This window comes from Siminovitchia sp. FSL H7-0308, assembly GCF_037980985.1.
GTDB lineage: Bacteria > Bacillota > Bacilli > Bacillales > Bacillaceae_C > Siminovitchia > Siminovitchia thermophila.
On record NZ_CP150282.1, the window covers coordinates 3202972 to 3221198 of the forward strand.

Consider the following 18227-nt stretch of genomic DNA (forward strand, 5'->3'; position numbering starts at 1 on the left):
AGCATGCCCCTTCCTTCCAGATTATTCAGACGATGAAACAAGCTCTATGTGGATTTTAACCGTTCCCGGACAGCCAAGCCCCAACCCCCATACAACCTCTTCATCCAGATGATAGGTTTTCAAAACGGGTTGGCCGGTAGAGATCACCTCTTTCGCGGCTTCGGCTACATCCGCTTCCAGACAGCCGCCTGAAATCATCCCCGTCCTATTCTCATACTCATCAATCAACATCTTGGCCCCTTCACGGCGATAAGCAGATCCATATACTTTTACAACAGTGGCAATTGCCGATTTGATCCCCATTTGTCGTAATTGTAAAACTTGTTCCATGACCCGTTCATTTTCCGTCATCCCTATCATCCTCTCCTATACTGTTTCCAAGACATTGAAAAGAGGAAGATCACTCGCTATCATTCATCCTGGTTCAAAGCCTTCCAGTGTCAAAAGCGAGAGTTTCATATTATTTTTAATCGACGAATGTCTCCTGCTTCTTGTCAACATCCGGGAGCCATACACGCGGCAAAGTCGAATGTGAATCACCAATACAAATCCCGCGTCCCCCGTCATATGTAACATGGGACATGGACTCCGGCATTCTTGTAATGGTCGGGTTGCCTTCTTGCAATATAAATACTTCATAATTCGCAAATAATGACTATTGTCAGACACTGAACGGCTGGCGCCAACGTTTTTTTAAGACCGCCAGTTTGAAGACTGTTGCGTATTGTGTTACCAGCCGGTTTCCAGCTGCGGGATTGTTTTCTGTCCCTATTCGGCTTTTTTGTCAACACTTTTGCCACAGCGGTCATTCCTTCATACTCACCATCGGGATCGGAATATTATATGATTTGGCGGCTTGGTTCATTATATAATGGAAGCCAACCAAACAGACGCCGTGATGGTCACCTCTCGGCTTCTTCTTGATTATGTTGACTTACCTCCCTCTGAAGTGGTGCAATTTTGTTCCTTTTTATTACATTAAGAGTGACTGAATCAACGCTTATGGGGGCAAATCTCTGACTTCGAGCATAGAACGGAACAGTATACCCATCCGAACCTGCTGTCAGATCAACCGATTGAAAAATACCTTCACTCGCTTCTTGATACCCGATCAGGACCCCTTTCTCTCCAATAAAGATTTGCCAGATGCCACAACGTCACATTAAGCCGTTATTCCATCGGAAAATCCGGGTTCGTATGTTAACCAGCAAAAAGGCGTCCAAAAAGCCGATATTTTTTCGACCTGGACACCTATTTTTATAAAAAAGCATTCCTTCCCCTTCAGCCAACCATTTAAGATTTATGGTTGAAAAATTGGAGGGCTGTCCGAAAAATAATACTTCAGCTTGAAAATCCCAAAAAAACTAACCCCAGAATACCGTAAAATCAACTTTCTTGGGTTGAGCGCTTTTACTCTAAATGGGACTTTTTAGACAGCCCTGTCATCTTTATTCACGCTTTTTTAGCAAGCATTTCCGTCAATTTTACATTTCTTCCGGCTCGTTCTTCTTCACTGGCCAGGTCATACTTTTTCAACAGATGAAACAGTTCATTTAATGTGTTCTGTGAAAGTTTCTCCTGCAAAAATTGTTCTGTCCGATCAGCCAATTCTTTCGGCAAGAATGGTTTTTGGTCATCAAGCTTTTTTACAACATCCTCAAGCGAGTGATCTATTGGACATGTTCCCATTACAATTCACCTGCCTTCGACTTGTACTCTTCTTTCATCATAAAGAATTCAAGCCAAAAAAGATAGACTTTCGCCAATACCCCCTTACCCTTCCATCGCGTCGATAACCTGATTATCCAATGGAACGACAGATTCTTTTGTCAAAAGGGAAACGCCGATAAATACGATAATCGATACGGCAAAAGCAAATGCTCCGACAATAACACCTGAAGGCAAGATAGCCAAGTCGTATTTATTTAACATTTCCAGGGAGAAGTTTAGAAACAACCCGACGACAATGCTGGAAATAGCCCCGTATTTGGTAGCCTTTTTCCAAATTAACCCCAAAATAATGGGAGGGAATACGGCTGACGCGAATGTTCCCCAACCGAAGATGCCGAGCAATGCAACGAGTGTATCCATATAAAAAGAGAATAAAAGAGATAGTGTCAAAAGGCCAAGCACAGTCAACCGATTCCATAAAAGCTCATTCTTCACTTGTTTGTTGAAGGCCCGCGGAATATCCCGGATTAAGCTCGCGGCTCCAAGGGTAACAAAAGCCGAACCTGTTGACATGATCGCCGCAAGCAGTCCGGACAGAACAAGCCCTGCCACAATGGGCGGTGTAAAGTGCGTTACAAATGCTGTAAGCGACTCATCCGGAGTGGAGATAGCCGGAAATTTTCCTTGTATATCAAGAGACCTTGCCGTCAGCCCGATTCCAACGACCAACAGCGTTGTGAAAGCGTATGCAAGACCTGCCGTGAAGGCGCCCCACTTTAATTCTTTTTGGCTTTTAATCATCAAAAATTTATGAATGAAATGCGGCTGTCCTGCCGCTCCCAGGCTGAATAAAAAGAACCAGCAAGCGACGGTCATAATCGGATACGTACCGAATGACGAAGTTAATTGGGGATCAACGCTTTGCAGACTTTCGGAAATGTGTTGCACGCCGCCTCCGGCATGGATAGCCATAAAAAATACAACCAATGAAACAGCGACCATAATGACACCTTGAAAAAGATCCGTATAAACACTCGCTATGATCCCTCCGCCCACGCAATAAAATGCGAGAATACCCAATCCAATGATGGCGCCCAACTTGGGAGAAAGCCCAAAAATACTGTGCATAATAATGCCCATCGCCTGGACTTGTGTTCCCAAATAACCGATCACGCCAAAAATGATCGCCAATCCGAGCCAGCCGCGGACTGCTTTACTTTCGTATCTTTTTTCCACAATATCCCCGAGCGTATAAACTTCACCCATGCTGCCGATTTTCCAAATCCGCTTTCCTGCCAAATACCATGTCAACCCAAAGCCCAAAGAAGCCGAAATGCCGATTCCCGCAATAAATCCCATCCCATTGCTAAAAGTCAATCCGGTTCCCCCAAGCATTCCAAATCCGCTTTGAATCGAAGAAAACGCCGCAATCGCCATGACAAACATGCCCAAATTCCTGCCGGCAATTAAAAAATCACCCGCCGTTTTCGTTCTTCTCGTTGCCCATAATCCGATCAAAATACAAATTAACAAATAGATAGCGACAACTGTAATGATCGTAGTGCCCACTGACATCCCCCTTACATGTTGATATTCTTTTGGCCATCTTGGCGCAGCTGTTGTGTGACGGAATCCTTTTGAAAGGTCAACGTATATAACAGACAAACAAGCACAGCAAGCGGCCAAATACCGAAAATATACAAAGCCATTGCCGGCGACAGGCCCCATATAAAGCCTTTTCCACCTGTCGGCGAATCCATCGTGATCACATCATGGAATATATACAAAAACAAATAAATAGCTGTAACCGTTACGGGAATCCAGATTTTACGGGGATTCCTTCTAATATCTTTTATCAGCCCCAAAAAGATGGCCAGCCCGACCATGATCAAAAAGGGATAAAGAACGGCCCTCCATGAATTTGTTACCATTCCAATCACCATCACAACAGCAAGCCCAAACAGGGCGTAAATGGTTTGATCAATTCGCGACATTATTTTCCTCCCTTTTCAATTTTTTTACTTCAGCAGTTGGCGGAAATGTTTCTTTTGCTTTATTCATTCGTTTGGCGCTTTGCTTTTCAGAAGTACTCATGCGATGCCTGAGGTTTTTTTGGATAGCCTCCACATTCATCGTTACAAGTTTGCCACTTCCTTTGAGGGCTTTTCCTTCCACAAAGACCGAGTCGACATTTCGAGGATGCGAATAGCAATAACAAGGTTATGAAAAGATGGAATATTCAGACCCTTATTTCGGATAGAAATGATATCCGCCTTCTTTCCCGGCTCTAAACTGCCGATTTTATGAACTGATCCAATGGATCGCGCTCCTTCAATAGTGGCAAATTCTACTGTTGCACGTGATGTGAATCAAGCTTGGCAGGTACTTTTCCTTGTTTTAACAGTAGCTCATTTTTTAGCGCGCGATCCATATCCTCATTTGTGAAAAAAAAATCGCGATTATACTTGTGACAACATTCGCAAACATTATTGAATATTCCGTATTTTTTGCATCCAAGGGTTCACATGGAACCCTTGAAGGCTTTTACACGGGATAAACCGGATGTTTCCGTTCAGAAAAAATCGTATGCTTTGACGAGTACGCCTCGAACCGTTGAATGAGTTCCCCGCGCAGAGAATTTGCTGGCACGATGCCGTCAATAATCATTTCCGAAGCCAGCTTGTATATATCAATTCCCTCTTTATAATCTTCTCTTTTTTGCTGGATAAAGGCATTTCGCTCACTTTCATCAAGCTCCGCGATTTTCTTAGCATAGACGGCGTTGACCGCCGCTTCCGGCCCCATGACGGCAATTTGGGCGGTCGGCAACGCCAGACAGCAATCAGGCTCAAATGCTGGACCGCACATCGCATATAATCCGGCGCCATATGCCTTCCGGACGATAATCGAGATTTTCGGCACTGTTGCTTCTGACATGGCCGAGATCATTTTCGCCCCGTGGCGGATAATTCCTTCCCGCTCCACTTTTGTTCCGATCATGAAACCGGGTACATCGACAAGGAACAAGAGCGGAATATGGAAGGCGTCACAAAGAGTCATAAATCGGGCCGCTTTGTCTGCCGAGTCGTGAAATAATACCCCGCCTTTCACCCGGGGCTGGTTTGCGATAATGCCGATCGGTTTTCCATCCAGGCGGGCAAGCCCTGTTATGATTTCGCCCGCAAATAACTTTTTAATTTCAAAAAATGAGTCCGCATCAATGATTCCTTCAATAAAATCATACATATTGAATGGCGCATTTTGATTTTCCGGAATGAGCTCCTCCAATGTTTTCTCCAATTGCTTTGCAGGAGTCGCCTCCCGAACAGGCGGTTTTTCCGAAAAATTCGCCGGAAAATATGAGAGATAGCTTTTGACCAGCTCGATGGCTTCTTCTTCATTTTGGGCCAATACGTCCCCACATCCCGATACCGAACAATGCATGCGGGCCCCGCCCATTTCTTCCAACGTCACTTTCTCGCCAATGACCATTTCCGCCATCCGCGGCGAACCGAGATACATGGAAGCATTTTTATCTACCATGATGACGATATCGCAAAAAGCGGGTATATAGGCGCCGCCAGCAGCCGATGGGCCAAACAACACACATATTTGCGGGATTTTCCCGGACAGTTTTACCTGATTGTAAAAAATTCTTCCGGCCCCCCGCCGTCCCGGGAACATGTCGACTTGGTCCGTAATTCTCGCACCTGCCGAATCTACGAGGTAAATAAGCGGAACCTTCATTTTTTCGGCCGTTTCCTGGATACGGATTATTTTCTCCACCGTTCTAGCGCCCCAGGAGCCGGCCTTTACAGTGGAATCATTTGCCATGACGCATACCGTTTGGCCGTCCATTTTTCCAACACCTGTCACTACACCATCTGCCGGCAGTCCCTCGGCCTCACAATTGGCAAACATGGCGTCTTCTAAAAATGAATCCGGGTCAAGCAGCAATCTTAAACGATCGCGGACAAAAAGCTTTCCGCGTTTTTCATTTTGTTCATGATATTTGGCGGCACCACCTTGCCGAATGGACTCCGCTCTTTCATCAAATGTTTTTTTTGACATCATGTACGGCTCCTTTGCAAAGAATTTACTCCAGCTCAATCAGTACGTCACCTTCATTGACAAAGTCACCTTCATTTACTTTTACTTCCTTTACGGTTCCGCCTGCTTCTGCTTGGATGGGAATTTCCATTTTCATTGATTCCAATATGACTACATCTTCTCCAGCTTCGATGCTATCTCCTTCTTTACAAAGAATCTTCCACACGCTTCCAGCCATGCTGGCTACCACTTTACTCATCGCTGATTCCTCCTTTTATACGTTTTCACTTCGCTGTTTCGCCCTGCAAATACTGTTCTATGAAATTGGTTGTTGTTTCTCCCTGTTGAAAAGCGGGATGATCTGCTATTTTCCTGAGCAGAGGGATGTTTGTTTTAATCCCTCCCACCTCATAGGCTGACAGAGCATTTTGAAGTCTATTGATTGCTTCATCCCGGTCTTTTCCTTTTACAATCAGCTTCGCAATCATCGGATCATAAAAAGGGGTTACTGTTGATTCATGATGAACGCCGACATCATTGCGAACACCGGGGCCATCAGGAAAAACCAATTTCGTGATGTTACCAGGAGACGGGAAAAATGTCGTCGGATCTTCCGCATAAATTCTCGCCTCAATAGCATACCCTCTCGGATTGATATCCGACTGGGACATCGTCAAAGAATAATCAGCAGCCATTTTCAGTTGCTCGGCAACTAAATCGAGACCGGTAATTTCTTCCGTGACCGGATGCTCAACCTGAAGGCGGGTATTCATTTCAAGAAAGTAAAAATTCTTGTTCCGATCTACCAAAAATTCAACCGTGCCCGCATTGGAATATCCAATGGCCCGGGCCGCCCTGACAGCCGCTTCCCCCATTTTCTTTCTTGTTTCATCATCTAGAAAAGGTGAGGGCGCCTCCTCAAGCACCTTTTGGTGCCGCCGTTGAATAGAGCATTCGCGCTCCCATAAATGAATAACATTGCCAAACTTATCTGCGAGAATTTGAATTTCAATATGACGCGGATTTTCAATATATTTTTCGATATACATGGCGCTGTCTCCGAAAAAGCTTGCTGCGCGTTTCTGATTTCCGGCAAAAGCTTTTCGCAATTCATCAGCATTACGGACAATTTGCATCCCGATCCCGCCGCCGCCGGCAGAAGCTTTTAACATAACCGGAAAACCAATTTCCTCCGCCGCCTGAACGGCAACTTCTTCATCCGCAAGCGAATGGGCAATTCCGGGAACAACCGGAACACCTGCTGCCTGCATTGCTTTTCTCGATTCAATTTTGCTGCCCATGCGGGCAATCACGTCTGAAGAGGGACCAATGAAAACAACCCCCTCTGCTTCACACTGCTCGGCAAATGAGCTATTTTCCGAAAGAAAGCCATACCCTGGGTGAATGACATCCGCTCCGGATTTCCTGGCAACGTCTAACACTTTATCTGCATGCAGATAACTTTCAACAACCCTGGGGCCTCCCAACAAATAGGCTTCATCCGCCATTTTGACGTGCGGTGCGTCCGCATCTGCTTCCGAATAGATAGCGACTGTTTGAATACCCAACATTTGGCATGTTCGGATAATTCGAACCGCAATTTCCCCCCGGTTTGCAATCAATACTTTTTGAAACATAAATGAACACCGCCTTTCTTTACTGATGCGTAAAAGTGGGTCTTCTTTTTTCAATAAAGGCTGATACTCCTTCTTTCACATCTTCCGTTTGAAATACCTTCCCGAAATATTTGGCTTCCACAGCCAACCCTCTTTCAAGAGACTCATTCCGTCCCTCTGTGATGGCTTTTTTCATCAGGGACAAAGCAGGCAGGGAGTATCGGGAAATTTTTTCAGCCAGCTCTTGAGCTTTTTTTAAGGCCTCTCCTTGAGGAACAACAATATTGACGAGTCCGATCCGGAGAGCTTCACGAGCGGAAACAGGTTCACCTGTAAACATCAGTTCTTTTGCTTTCCCTTCCCCGACGAGCCTCGGCAGTCTTTGTGTGCCCCCTGCTCCCGGAAATAGCCCAAGTGTGATTTCGGGAAGCCCGATTTGCGCGTGCTCTTCCGCAATACGCAAATCACAGGCAAGGGCCAGTTCGCAGCCTCCGCCCAAGGCCAATCCGTTAATGGCCGCAATCGTGGGCTTTGACAACTGGTCGAGCAAATCGAAAGGATGTTGAAGCCACTTCGATTTTTCTTCAGCCACCTCCTCTCCTTTGCCGATCCAATCCGGAAACTCTTTGATGTTGGCTCCGGCAACAAACGCTTTTTCACCGCTTCCAGTTATGATGACTGTCCTCACTTGGGGATCGTCTTCCATTTTCTGCAACACACCAGTCAGTTCATTGACCACTTCCGCGCTTAACGAGTTTACCGGCGGATGGTCGATTTCCAAGGTGGCGACCCCTTCATTATTCCATACACGCACCACTTGATCTGCAGACACCATTTTCACCCCATCCCCACATTATTTTTTCTCAATACGGCCCATGGCTTGTTCCCTGTCCCATGCGTTCCCAATACCTTCTTCTTTTAGTTTAAACTTCTGTACCCGCTCCGTGGCGGTTTTGGGAAAAGAGTCAACATATTGGACATAACGCGGAACCATGAAGTATGCCATTCGCTCTTCGCACCATTTGATGAATTCTTCATACGGCAAATTTTCACCTTTTCTCAAAATGACATACACTTTGACATCTTCTTCCCCTACTTCAGAAGGCACCCCCACCGCCGCTGACTCCAGCACCTTCGGATGGGCGTTGATCACTTTTTCTACTTCCCATGATGAAATGTTTTCACCTCTTCGTCTGATGCATTGTTTTAAGCGGTCACAGAAGTACATATAGCCATCTTCATCTGCATACCCGAGGTCACCGGTTCGAAACCATCCCTCCAGCATGGACTCTTCCGTTTTATCAGGCATCTTATAATACCCTTCCATGAATGTGTGTTTCTTTAAAGAACGGATAAGAATCTCTCCGACTTCGCCGACTTGCAAACGCTTACCGTTTTCATCGGCAATTTTCGTTTCTACAAATGGAAATGGCTTCCCGATCGATGGGACTTTCCTTTTGTCAAGAGGATTGGAAACGCAAAATCCGGATGTTTCCGTCAGGCCGTATCCTTCCACAATTTTTATTTTAAACCGTTCTTCAAATTGTTTCCAGAATCTTTCTGGTGTTGCCGCACACGCAGTGATACGAGCAGGGTTGTCGTGATCATTTTCCTGTTCAGGTTGTTTGCACAAAATGGGAATCATCGAACCCAAGGAATTAAAAATGGTCGCTTGATGATAACAGACTTCCTCCCAAAAGCGGGAAGCGCTGAATCTTTTGCTGAGAGCGACCGTGGCATTGGAGTGAATGCCGCCCAAAACAGTATGGGCTTGAGCATTAATATGGAATAAAGGCAATGTTGTTAGGAGAATATCATCAAAACGGACACCGACCATCCGCTCCGAAAAGGCTTGGGCGGCGTTTATATAGGCGGCATGGCTGAGCATAACCCCTTTTGGCGGCCCTGTCGTTCCCGATGTGTACAGAATACTGTTGATCGCAGCTCCTGAAAAATCTAAAGAAGGCCATTCACTTTCCGAATAAGTGAATATATCTTTAAGGCTACTATATCGGTTCGAATATGAAAAGGCTTGATCCTTCGTCTGGATCATAATCTTTACATCTTTTGGCAATGAAGATAGGCATGGACGTATTCGCGCCATATACATTTCATCAACTATCATTGCTTTGCAGTCTGAGTGCGTTAAAATGTACTGCAAGCCTGCTCCTTTTAAATGAACATTGATTGGTACAAGAACGGCGCCTATACATGTGAGACCAAACCATACATCCACATATTCAGGGCTGTTGTCAAGCATGACACATACTTTGTCTTCCTTGCCAATTCCCAGCTCCGAAAATCCGCCTGCTGCCCGGGCGACGCGCTTATACAAATCTTCATACGTAATCCGCTGCTCTTCGAAGCGGAGATACACTTTTTCCGGTGTTTTTTCAATTCGCCGGACTAAAAATTGCGCCAAATTTTTCTCACCCATTCTTCTCCCCCTTCCATGACTTTTGATCGTGCTCCTTTTTATATGTTGCAAAAAGCATACCAACTTTCTATTCAGGTATGAGAAGGGGCTCTTTTGCTACATTGGTTCTTTTTTCTGTCGCATTCATGCGAATCTTTTGCAATTTCGCAACAAAAAAAGGAGCTGTTTTGCCCCTCACACATCGGATATTTTGTATTTTTCCAATTTCCTGTATAGACTGGCCCGGTGGATTCCCAATAAACTTGCCGCTTCCATTTTATTTCCTCCTGCTTTTTCCAATGCTCTTAAAATGGCCCTTTTTTCCGCTTCCTCCAAATGTTTCTTCAAGGAATAGATGCTTTCTGCTTGAGCCAATCCTCTTCCTTTTACCAAATATACAGGCAAATGATATGTACGAATGTGATCATCGTTGTCAATGACGTTCAGAGAGCGTTCAAGCACATTTTCAAGCTCGCGAATATTTCCCGGCCAATGGTATTTCATGAATATTTTTTTTACATCATCCTCCATGGATGTCACGTTCAGGCCCATTTCCTCATTCAACTTTATGATGAGGCGGCTTGCAATCGGAAGGATGTCCTCCTTTCTTTCCCGCAATGGGGGAATATCGAGCATAAAAACGTTCAGGCGATAATACAAATCATCGCGAAAGCTTCCTTTCCGCGTCATTTCCCATAAATCTCGATTTGTTGCCGCAATGATGCGAACATCGACTTTTTTAGATGTCGTTGCGCCAATTCGTTCTATTTCCTTCCTTTCCAGCACCCTAAGAAGCTTTGCTTGCATATCGAGCGGCAAATCTCCTATTTCATCCAAAAATAAAGTGCCATGATTCGCCAACTCAAACTTTCCCGGCTTTCCGTCTTTTTTCGCTCCGGTAAAAGCACCACTCTCATAGCCAAACAATTCGGCCTCCAATAGTTCTTTGGGAATCGCCGCGCAATTGACCGGAAGGAACGGGCCCCCATTTCGCGGACTTGCCAAATGGATGGCGTGGGCAAATAGTTCTTTTCCCGTGCCTGTTTCCCCTTTGATCAAAACGGTTGATCGGCTTCTCGCAACTTTCCGGGCATTGTTTTTCACTTCTCTGATTTTGTCGCTGTTCCCGACGATGCTTCGGAAAGAATATTTGGCCCCTCGAATGCGCTTCATTTCTTTTTCGTAAAATTCGATTTTGGACTCCATTTCCTGCACCCGATTCGCCAATGCTTTCAATTCGTCGACGTCATGAAACATGATCTTGCCAATAGCTCCTGTAATTGTTCCGTTATGAAAAATCGGTATCCGGGTCGCCAATACCGTTCTTTCACCAATTTGAATAAAATGCCCAATCTCCGCCTCTCCCGTTTGAATGACGATGTGCATTCTCGTATTTTCAACAACCTCGGTACAATGCTTTCCGATAACGGAATTCGGGTCATCAATTCCGAGCAGCTTGGCATAGGAGCGGCTTAAAAAGTTGACATTGCCTTTGTCATCAACACCCATAATGCACTCAGACAACCCCTCGAGAGCGCTTTCATATTTTTCAATTGTTTGCTGGAGCAATCCATCAGGCTGATCATCCATTGTCCATAACACGCCCATTTCGCCTTGCCCATCATCTATAGCCGATCGATGTAAATAGAATCGTTTCCCAGCGATTAGACGATCTACATGCCTATTATGTACCTTCGTCTCCGGAATGATGACATCCAACTTTTCGCCAATCAGTTCATTCTTTTGTTTCCTTAAAAAAATACCGGCCAAATGGTTACAGGCAGTGATCGTTCCGTTATGGTCCGTGATGATCATCGCTCTTTGAACATGTTGAAGCAGGCGGCCCAATTCCAAATGTATATCGAGACGAGTTTTCATGACAACATCTCCCTTTATTTGGTCACCTATATGTTACTGTTTATTGTAACATTAATTTGAATGGATGGATGGGTTAGTTGCAAAGCTTTATCATATCAGAATGGTGTTTTACCACCGATACTCTCTGCCTATTCGTACATTTCGGCAACAGCCAGCGCCTCGGCTTTTACTCTTTCACAGAGCTCTAGTGGCGCAAGTACTTTGATGAGTGAACCATAACCAAGGACGATTTCACTGGCCGATTCAAGCGTGTTAAATTCAACATCGGCTTCGATCCAGCCGTCTTGCGCCGCTTTGACAGCGCAAATTTTCATGTAAGGCTGTTTAGCCAGGCGATCGTGCACCTTTTTACTAAAGCAAATTTGGGCCAGGTAACGGGGAAGCTGAGCCTTGAACTGTTTTGTGGATTGCTCCCAATATACCGCCAAGTTAAAATGATTTGGCCGTTGAAACGATTCCGCTGTAATTCGGGCCCGCTCGATTCGCGAGATGCGGTATGTGCGCAGCTCACCATCCACCGCCCCAACCAAATACCAGATATTTCCTTTTGCCACCAGGCCTAGCGGATCAACAACCCTTTCCAAAATGTTTTCATTTCGCCGATACGCCATTTCCAACTTTCTTTCCTGCCAGACAGCTTCCTGGACTGTCGAAAGGCATGGAAGTGCTTCCTCTCTTTGATGCCAGCCGGCTCCATCAATATGGATGCGCTCACGCACCAATTTTGCCTCAGAATGCATTCTTCCGGGGATCGCTGCCAACAATTTTTGAAAGGCGGCCTCAAAAGGCTCCTCCATTCCCAAATCGTTAAGCAGTGATGAAGAATGAGCTAGCAACAATGACTGCATTTCTTCCGTCTTCATGCCGGTCAAGTTCGTCCGATAGCCGTCAGTAAGCAACCACCCGCCGTTCGTCCCACGCTCAGAAAATATCGGCACACCCGCTGTGCTTAACGCCTCCATATCTCGGTGCACCGTCCGCTCTGATACTTCCAGTTTTTCCGCCAATTCTCTCGCCGTCATTTTTCCGTTGTTTTGCAGCAACAACAAAATAGCAATTAACCGATCTGCGCGCATGTCACAACCTCCTGTCTTCTTTATTTTATTGTATCAATATGACAACAGATGTCACCTTTTGCTATTTATAATAAAAAAGAAATTTAAAAGGGGGATGATGAAATGAAACCATTACAAGGAAAAATAGCGGTCGTCGCTGGAGCAACCCGCGGTGTCGGACGGGGCATTGCGGTATCGCTTGGCGAGGCCGGAGCGACAGTATACTGTACAGGACGAAGCACACGTGAAAAGCTTTCCGACATGGGCCGTACGGAAACGATTGAGGAGACCGCAGAAATGGTAACAGCCCGTGGCGGCAAGGGCATCCCGGTGCGCGTTGATCACACAGTCGAAGCCGATGTGAAAGCTTTATTTGATAAAATCAATGAGGAACATCATGGCCGTCTCGATATATTGGTCAATGACGTCTGGGGCGGCGATCCCCTCACGGAATGGGGCCAACCATTTTGGAAGCATTCACTTGTGAACGGTTTGGCTATTCAAGAAAGGGCGGTCCATTCTCATATGATAACAAGCTATTATGGGGCACCATTAATGGCGGCGCGCAAAGACGGATTGATCATGGAAATTACCGATGGATGGGATTATCGCTATCGGGGAAATTTGTACTACAGCCTAGCGAAAATTTCCGCGATTCATTTGGCGGAAGCCATGGCGGCAGATCTTCGTCCTTATAACGTCACTGCTCTGGCAGTTACCCCCGGGTTTCTGCGTTCGGAAGCCATGCTTGACCATTTTGGTGTCACCGAAGCCAATTGGAAAGACGCAGTAAAAAAAGAGCCCCATTTCATCGAGTCGGAAACACCTTATTTGATTGGACAAGGCATCGCGGCACTGGCTGCCGATCCGAACATCTTCGAAAGAACAGGAACAGTTCAAACTAGCTGGGATCTATCGGATGAATACCAGTTTTCCGATATCGATGGGAGAAACCCCCATTGGGGAAATTATGCAAAGAAGCATGGTTTAGGATAAAAGCTAAGAACCGTTTTAGCTTTTGCGGGATTAGGGAAAGAGAAAAAAGATGAGAACCTATAGGTTTCATCTTTTTTTAGGTTTATTTTTTTTGTGTGTTCTTGTTGGTAGTAAATTGGAAAGTAAAAAGAGTAATGCGAGTCCAATCAATAGATATGTACTTAATTCATTGTTGACGAAAAAGACATAGCTGAGTGTGATGGCTGTAATGATGAATAAAATAGTGAAAAATAATTTGTATTTTGAAGGTGTTTGGTGTTTGGAGAAGTTAAAGATTGAGTTTATAAACATAACTATTATTAAGATTGTAACGGCTATGTCTAATAAATTCAGAAAATTCATGGGAAGTACTCCTTTTTTAGGAAAAATGTGTTAATGTATACTTGTTTCACATATTAACATAAAAAATGTTAGGGAGAGTTTTAATGTCTAAAAAGAGTTTCAAAGTAATTATTATTGTTTTAGCTGAAATATAAAGAGACTTGTTAGACAACGCGTTTTTTGTTTAGACCTGGCACGTTTTTTTCTTATTCATGATCTTTTTTGAAGGATAGCTTATTTTGGTTATCCGACCAGTTTGTTGCTCTTTTTCAGTAAAACCGCTCCTTTCAAGCATCATATGAACTAGCGGAAAGTCGCCAGCCTCGGCTTCCGTTTGCTTGAAGCCCGCTGTCTGATCTCCGCATATTTATGCTGGAGTAATTTTTCCCATTGACAAAGCATTTTCAGATCAAACCACCTCCGCTTCACACAATACACACTATAGAAGGCAAAAAAACCGCTAGAACCATAAAAAATGAAGAAAGAAGTACGGTCCGCACAAAAATAACAGAACTTTTTTAATTATTATATAAATAATCATTAAAAGAATCCGATATAAAAGGAAACTGCCGGATATAGAAACGAGTTGAGACTTTTCCAATGTGAGGTAACGGCCATATTTTCTCACAATTCAGAACGATTCTGAGCCGATGTGAGATTTCTCCCCTACTCATCAAGAGACTGTTTTAAGAAACTCTTGAAATCAGCTTTTTTAGCGTTTCGATGATGAGAAAATGATCTACATGGAGTTTTCGACTCAGACTCATTCACTGGCTGTTGCAGGCTTTTCAAACATGTTTTTACGATAGGCAAGGTTTGCAAGGAATGAATAGTTATGAATCACTTGATCTTGATACTTGATACATTCGAGTAAATAAGTTAACAACCGAGGGTATAGCTTGTCATTTGGTGTTGTGGTAACCTCATCAAGCCTTCACATGTGAGGAGCGGCAAGTTTTTTCATTGAAAGCCTTTTTACCCCCGGGCTGATTAACTTTTTACTATAAAGTTTTGACAAAAAAGTATAGGAGTGAAAATATGAAAATTTTCAAATCAAGATCAAAAAGGACAGCCGGATTGGAAGCGGTTACTACTATTTCTCCGCAAGTGCTCCAGCTGTCAGTGACTTCAAGCAGCGACCTGGCAAGCCAATTGGAGATGACTGGTTTAACAAAACGGGACTTGAAAATAGTTAAGTCATTAAAGCCCGTTGTCGACGCCCATGTTGAAGAGATTGTCATCAAGTTTTATAATGCTGTCATTAAACAGCCGAATTTGCTGGCGATTATCGAGGAGCACAGTAGTGTTGAACACCTTAAAAAAACATTAAAACGCCATATTCGCGAGCTATTTACCGGTAATATTGACGATGAGTTTATTCAAAAACGGATCCGCATCGCCAATGCCCATGTCCGTATCGGCTTAAAAGCAAAATGGTATATGTCTTCTTTCCAGAAGCTGTTCAATTTACTCGTCACAATGATTTCCAAACAATCGAAAATAGAACACGAGAAGATCATCGCCATTACAGCCGTCTCGAAACTGCTCAGCCTGGAACAGCAGCTGGTCCTCGAAGCTTACGAAATTGAGGAAGAGCGAATCCGCTCCGCCAACAAACACAAAAAAGAACAAATGGCCGGCTATGTTCATTCTATTTCACAAGAACTGGCCGCTATTTCCGAAGAGACGAGCGCTTCTTTAAAAGAGTTAAGTACACAGTCAGACTCCATTCTTGAACTGGCTAAACAAGGAATGGAGCTGGCAGACGACTCGGCCGCCCGATCTTTACGGGGAAAGCAAATGCTCAATGATCTGGGAAAGAAGCTAAGCGATATTCAAAAGGCTGTAGCCGACATTCACACCTTCTCGACTGAATTAAACGAGATCGCTTTAAGCATCACTGAGGTGATCACTCTTGTCGGCAATATTGCGGATCAAACTAACCTGCTGGCTTTAAATGCTTCCATTGAAGCGGCGCGCGCCGGCGAATACGGCAAAGGCTTTGCTGTTGTAGCCGAAGAAATCCGCAAGCTGTCGGATCAGACAAAAACATCGACCTCAAGCGTATCAGACCAGATTATCAAAACAAACACTTTGATTAGCCAAGCAAGCCAATCCGTGGACAAAGTAAATCACCTGATGGCCCAAGGTATTGAGAGCATGGATCGAACAGATAAAGACTTTAATGAACTTCTTGAATTAATTGAAAAAACGAAAGAACAAAACCACCGCATTGAAGACCAACTGCAACAATTAAGCGATATCGTAGTTGAAATTGAACACGCTTCGGAAGAAGTCGCTAACTCTGCCATGACTCTCAATGATTCCACAGAAGACTTTTTAAAACATGAATCGTAAAAACGAGCTTGGAGGAGCCAAGTTTTCAAGAAATAGAACATATATCCCAACTTGTTCGTTCCTCCCTGCGAAACAAAATTGAATCTTCCATCCGCAAAGCCCCTCCCTCCCAGGCCTTTCGTTGAACAGCCCGCGGCGGCAGGTATTCGATCCGCTCCTTCTGTCAGCCATTACACGCTGTTCCCCCATCCACAGCGGATTGTCCGAAATATAAAGCGCTTCTCCTCTGCTGCCCTCCGACTCCTCCCCGTCTTTTCACATCCGCTGTCATACCTGGGAAAACCTTTTCCGCCTTTTCAAAAGCCCCTGCTTTCTTTTCCAGCTCCCCCTCTCCCTTCTCCTTATAATGCTTCCTTATCTCCAGACAGTTTGATCAAAGAGATGATCAGCCAAATAAATTCGATACCAAGCATCCAGCTAACCGGTTCATGTTTATTTGGAAGTCATCCCGAATAACGTTACGTTACCAACGCATAATCGACTTGCTTGCCCCCAACCAGTCAGGAACGACAAGCCAAATAGATGTAATGAAACAACCGGCAACAAGTCTCGGAAGTGTAGGCGGTATCGTGACGTCAAAAAAATTTTACAGAGCACGCTCCCAAATCTGCCGATGCCCTAAAACGTACGGATCATATAGCACTTTTTACATCGAATTTATCCTTAAAGCCTTTTCCTCCTTCCTCTGGCCAATCATCTCCGTATGAAAAGAATGTTAGTTCTTTAGCCAAATTGTCTTCACCGGTTTTCTCCGTAGAAGCACCGGATGAGTCCTTGACTGAAATGCCGCAAGCAACAAATCCAATGAACATGAAAGAAAATACAGCGCAAAAATCTCTCGTTACCACTTTTTAATATTTCGATTTGTTATAAAATTTAGTATATATTGGTTTTTTTGTAATTTCAAATATATAATGTGAATCAGTTATATATATATTTTAAATAAATTGAAGAGGAGGTCTCCATGGATCTACATCGATTACGTTATTTTATTACAATTGTAGAATCAGGAAGCATTTCAAAAGCAGCGGAAGTATTGAATATGACCCAGCCTCCGTTGAGCATCATGATCAACAAGTTGGAAAAAGAATTAAACGTTTTTTTATTCGACCGTTCCGGCAAGCGGTTAAAACTGACAAAACATGGTGAATTTTTATACCGGAGAGGGAAGGAACTGCTCGTGGCGGCCGAAAATATTGAGAAAGAGCTATTGGAACATCGGGACGGATTAAGGGGTACTGTAAATGTCGGCTGCATTACATCAGCCAATTTATTTATCCTTCCTCAAGTCGTTCAAAAAGTGAGGGGAGAATCACCAAACGTGATTGTCCGCGTAAAAGAAGGAAACTCAGCCTATATTTTAAGCGAGCTCAGAAGTCAGGAGCTCGAACTCGGGATCGTACGGACCATCTTTGAAGCAGACGACCTGAACATAACGCCCCTTATAGAGGAACAACTTCTTTTAGCAGTGCCTCCGGGACATCGACTGCTCAAAAAATCTTCAATCGACCTCAATGATCTTAAAAATGAAAAGTTTCTGCTTCCGACTACGTCGTTTGGGCGGGGGATAGCAGACGAAATTATTGAGTCATGCCAAAATATCGGTTTTTCTCCCGAAGTTGTATACTGGGGAACCGAAGTCCTTCCCATGCTCAAGATGGTGAAAAAAGAAGTCGGCATTACTTTCGTGCCAGAAAGCTTCAACAAACTGCAATGGCCCGGAATGCCTATACTCATACCATTGGAAAATCCGAAACTGCGAACGAAGCTAAGCCTCGTGACACTGCGGAATGAATATATTCAAACCGCGTCCAAGCACTTTATCGATATGGTGAAAGATATGGCGAGTCTTTCCTGCTCTTGAGA

The 18227-nt window shown here is 44.4% G+C and carries 15 protein-coding genes; 3 read left to right on the forward strand and 12 right to left on the reverse strand.

Annotated elements, in window-relative coordinates; translation table 11 throughout:
* Positions 1-21: 21 nt before the first annotated feature.
* The 12 genes from MHB50_RS15160 to MHB50_RS15215 all read right to left on the reverse strand — a co-directional run bounded on the left by MHB50_RS15160 (position 22) and on the right by MHB50_RS15215 (position 12707).
* Positions 22-351 (reverse strand): XdhC family protein, encoded by a 330-nt coding sequence (locus MHB50_RS15160; RefSeq protein ID WP_236016990.1) that lies wholly within the window; start codon positions 349-351, stop codon positions 22-24.
* A gap of 115 nt (positions 352-466) precedes the next feature.
* On the reverse strand, positions 467-625 hold the full coding sequence (locus MHB50_RS15165; RefSeq protein WP_171973909.1) for a hypothetical protein: 159 nt from the start codon (positions 623-625) through the stop codon (positions 467-469).
* An 827-nt stretch (positions 626-1452) separates the two neighbouring features.
* Entirely contained in the window at positions 1453-1689 is a 237-nt protein-coding gene (locus tag MHB50_RS15170; RefSeq protein ID WP_077111936.1) for a hypothetical protein, read from the reverse strand.
* 84 nt (positions 1690-1773) lie between these two features.
* Positions 1774-3240 carry a sodium/proline symporter gene (locus MHB50_RS15175; RefSeq protein ID WP_171973910.1) on the reverse strand — a complete coding sequence of 489 codons (1467 nt, stop codon included), beginning with the start codon at positions 3238-3240 and terminating at the stop codon, positions 1774-1776.
* Positions 3241-3251: 11 nt separating this feature from the next.
* The gene (locus MHB50_RS15180) at positions 3252-3665 is read right to left on the reverse strand and encodes a hypothetical protein (protein WP_077111938.1); all 414 of its coding nucleotides are present in this window, start codon (positions 3663-3665) and stop codon (positions 3252-3254) included.
* A 550-nt stretch (positions 3666-4215) separates the two neighbouring features.
* Entirely contained in the window at positions 4216-5745 is a 1530-nt protein-coding gene (locus MHB50_RS15185; protein ID WP_340084110.1) for an acyl-CoA carboxylase subunit beta, read from the reverse strand.
* Positions 5746-5767: 22 nt separating this feature from the next.
* On the reverse strand, positions 5768-5980 hold the full coding sequence (locus MHB50_RS15190; RefSeq protein WP_077111941.1) for an acetyl-CoA carboxylase biotin carboxyl carrier protein subunit: 213 nt from the start codon (positions 5978-5980) through the stop codon (positions 5768-5770).
* A gap of 25 nt (positions 5981-6005) precedes the next feature.
* Positions 6006-7358: an acetyl-CoA carboxylase biotin carboxylase subunit gene (gene accC / locus MHB50_RS15195; protein WP_340084112.1), complete on the reverse strand. Its 1353-nt coding sequence runs from the start codon at positions 7356-7358 to the stop codon at positions 6006-6008.
* Positions 7359-7377: 19 nt separating this feature from the next.
* The gene (locus MHB50_RS15200; RefSeq protein ID WP_340084113.1) at positions 7378-8172 is read right to left on the reverse strand and encodes an enoyl-CoA hydratase; all 795 of its coding nucleotides are present in this window, start codon (positions 8170-8172) and stop codon (positions 7378-7380) included.
* An 18-nt stretch (positions 8173-8190) separates the two neighbouring features.
* On the reverse strand, positions 8191-9774 hold the full coding sequence (locus MHB50_RS15205; RefSeq protein ID WP_340084114.1) for an ATP-dependent acyl-CoA ligase: 1584 nt from the start codon (positions 9772-9774) through the stop codon (positions 8191-8193).
* A 174-nt stretch (positions 9775-9948) separates the two neighbouring features.
* On the reverse strand, positions 9949-11631 hold the full coding sequence (locus MHB50_RS15210; RefSeq protein ID WP_339164605.1) for a sigma 54-interacting transcriptional regulator: 1683 nt from the start codon (positions 11629-11631) through the stop codon (positions 9949-9951).
* Positions 11632-11759: 128 nt separating this feature from the next.
* On the reverse strand, positions 11760-12707 hold the full coding sequence (locus MHB50_RS15215; RefSeq protein WP_339164607.1) for a YafY family protein: 948 nt from the start codon (positions 12705-12707) through the stop codon (positions 11760-11762).
* 102 nt (positions 12708-12809) lie between these two features.
* On the opposite strand from MHB50_RS15215, the gene MHB50_RS15220 reads away from it, so the two are divergent.
* The 3 genes from MHB50_RS15220 (at position 12810) to MHB50_RS15230 (ending at position 18225) form a co-directional block, all read left to right on the forward strand.
* Positions 12810-13682: an SDR family oxidoreductase gene (locus MHB50_RS15220; protein WP_339164609.1), complete on the forward strand. Its 873-nt coding sequence runs from the start codon at positions 12810-12812 to the stop codon at positions 13680-13682.
* 1359 nt (positions 13683-15041) lie between these two features.
* Positions 15042-16361 (forward strand): globin-coupled sensor protein, encoded by a 1320-nt coding sequence (locus MHB50_RS15225; RefSeq protein ID WP_339164610.1) that lies wholly within the window; start codon positions 15042-15044, stop codon positions 16359-16361.
* A gap of 964 nt (positions 16362-17325) precedes the next feature.
* Positions 17326-18225, forward strand: a complete 900-nt coding sequence (locus MHB50_RS15230; protein WP_339164613.1) for a LysR family transcriptional regulator — start codon at positions 17326-17328, stop codon at positions 18223-18225.
* Positions 18226-18227: the final 2 nt, after the last annotated feature.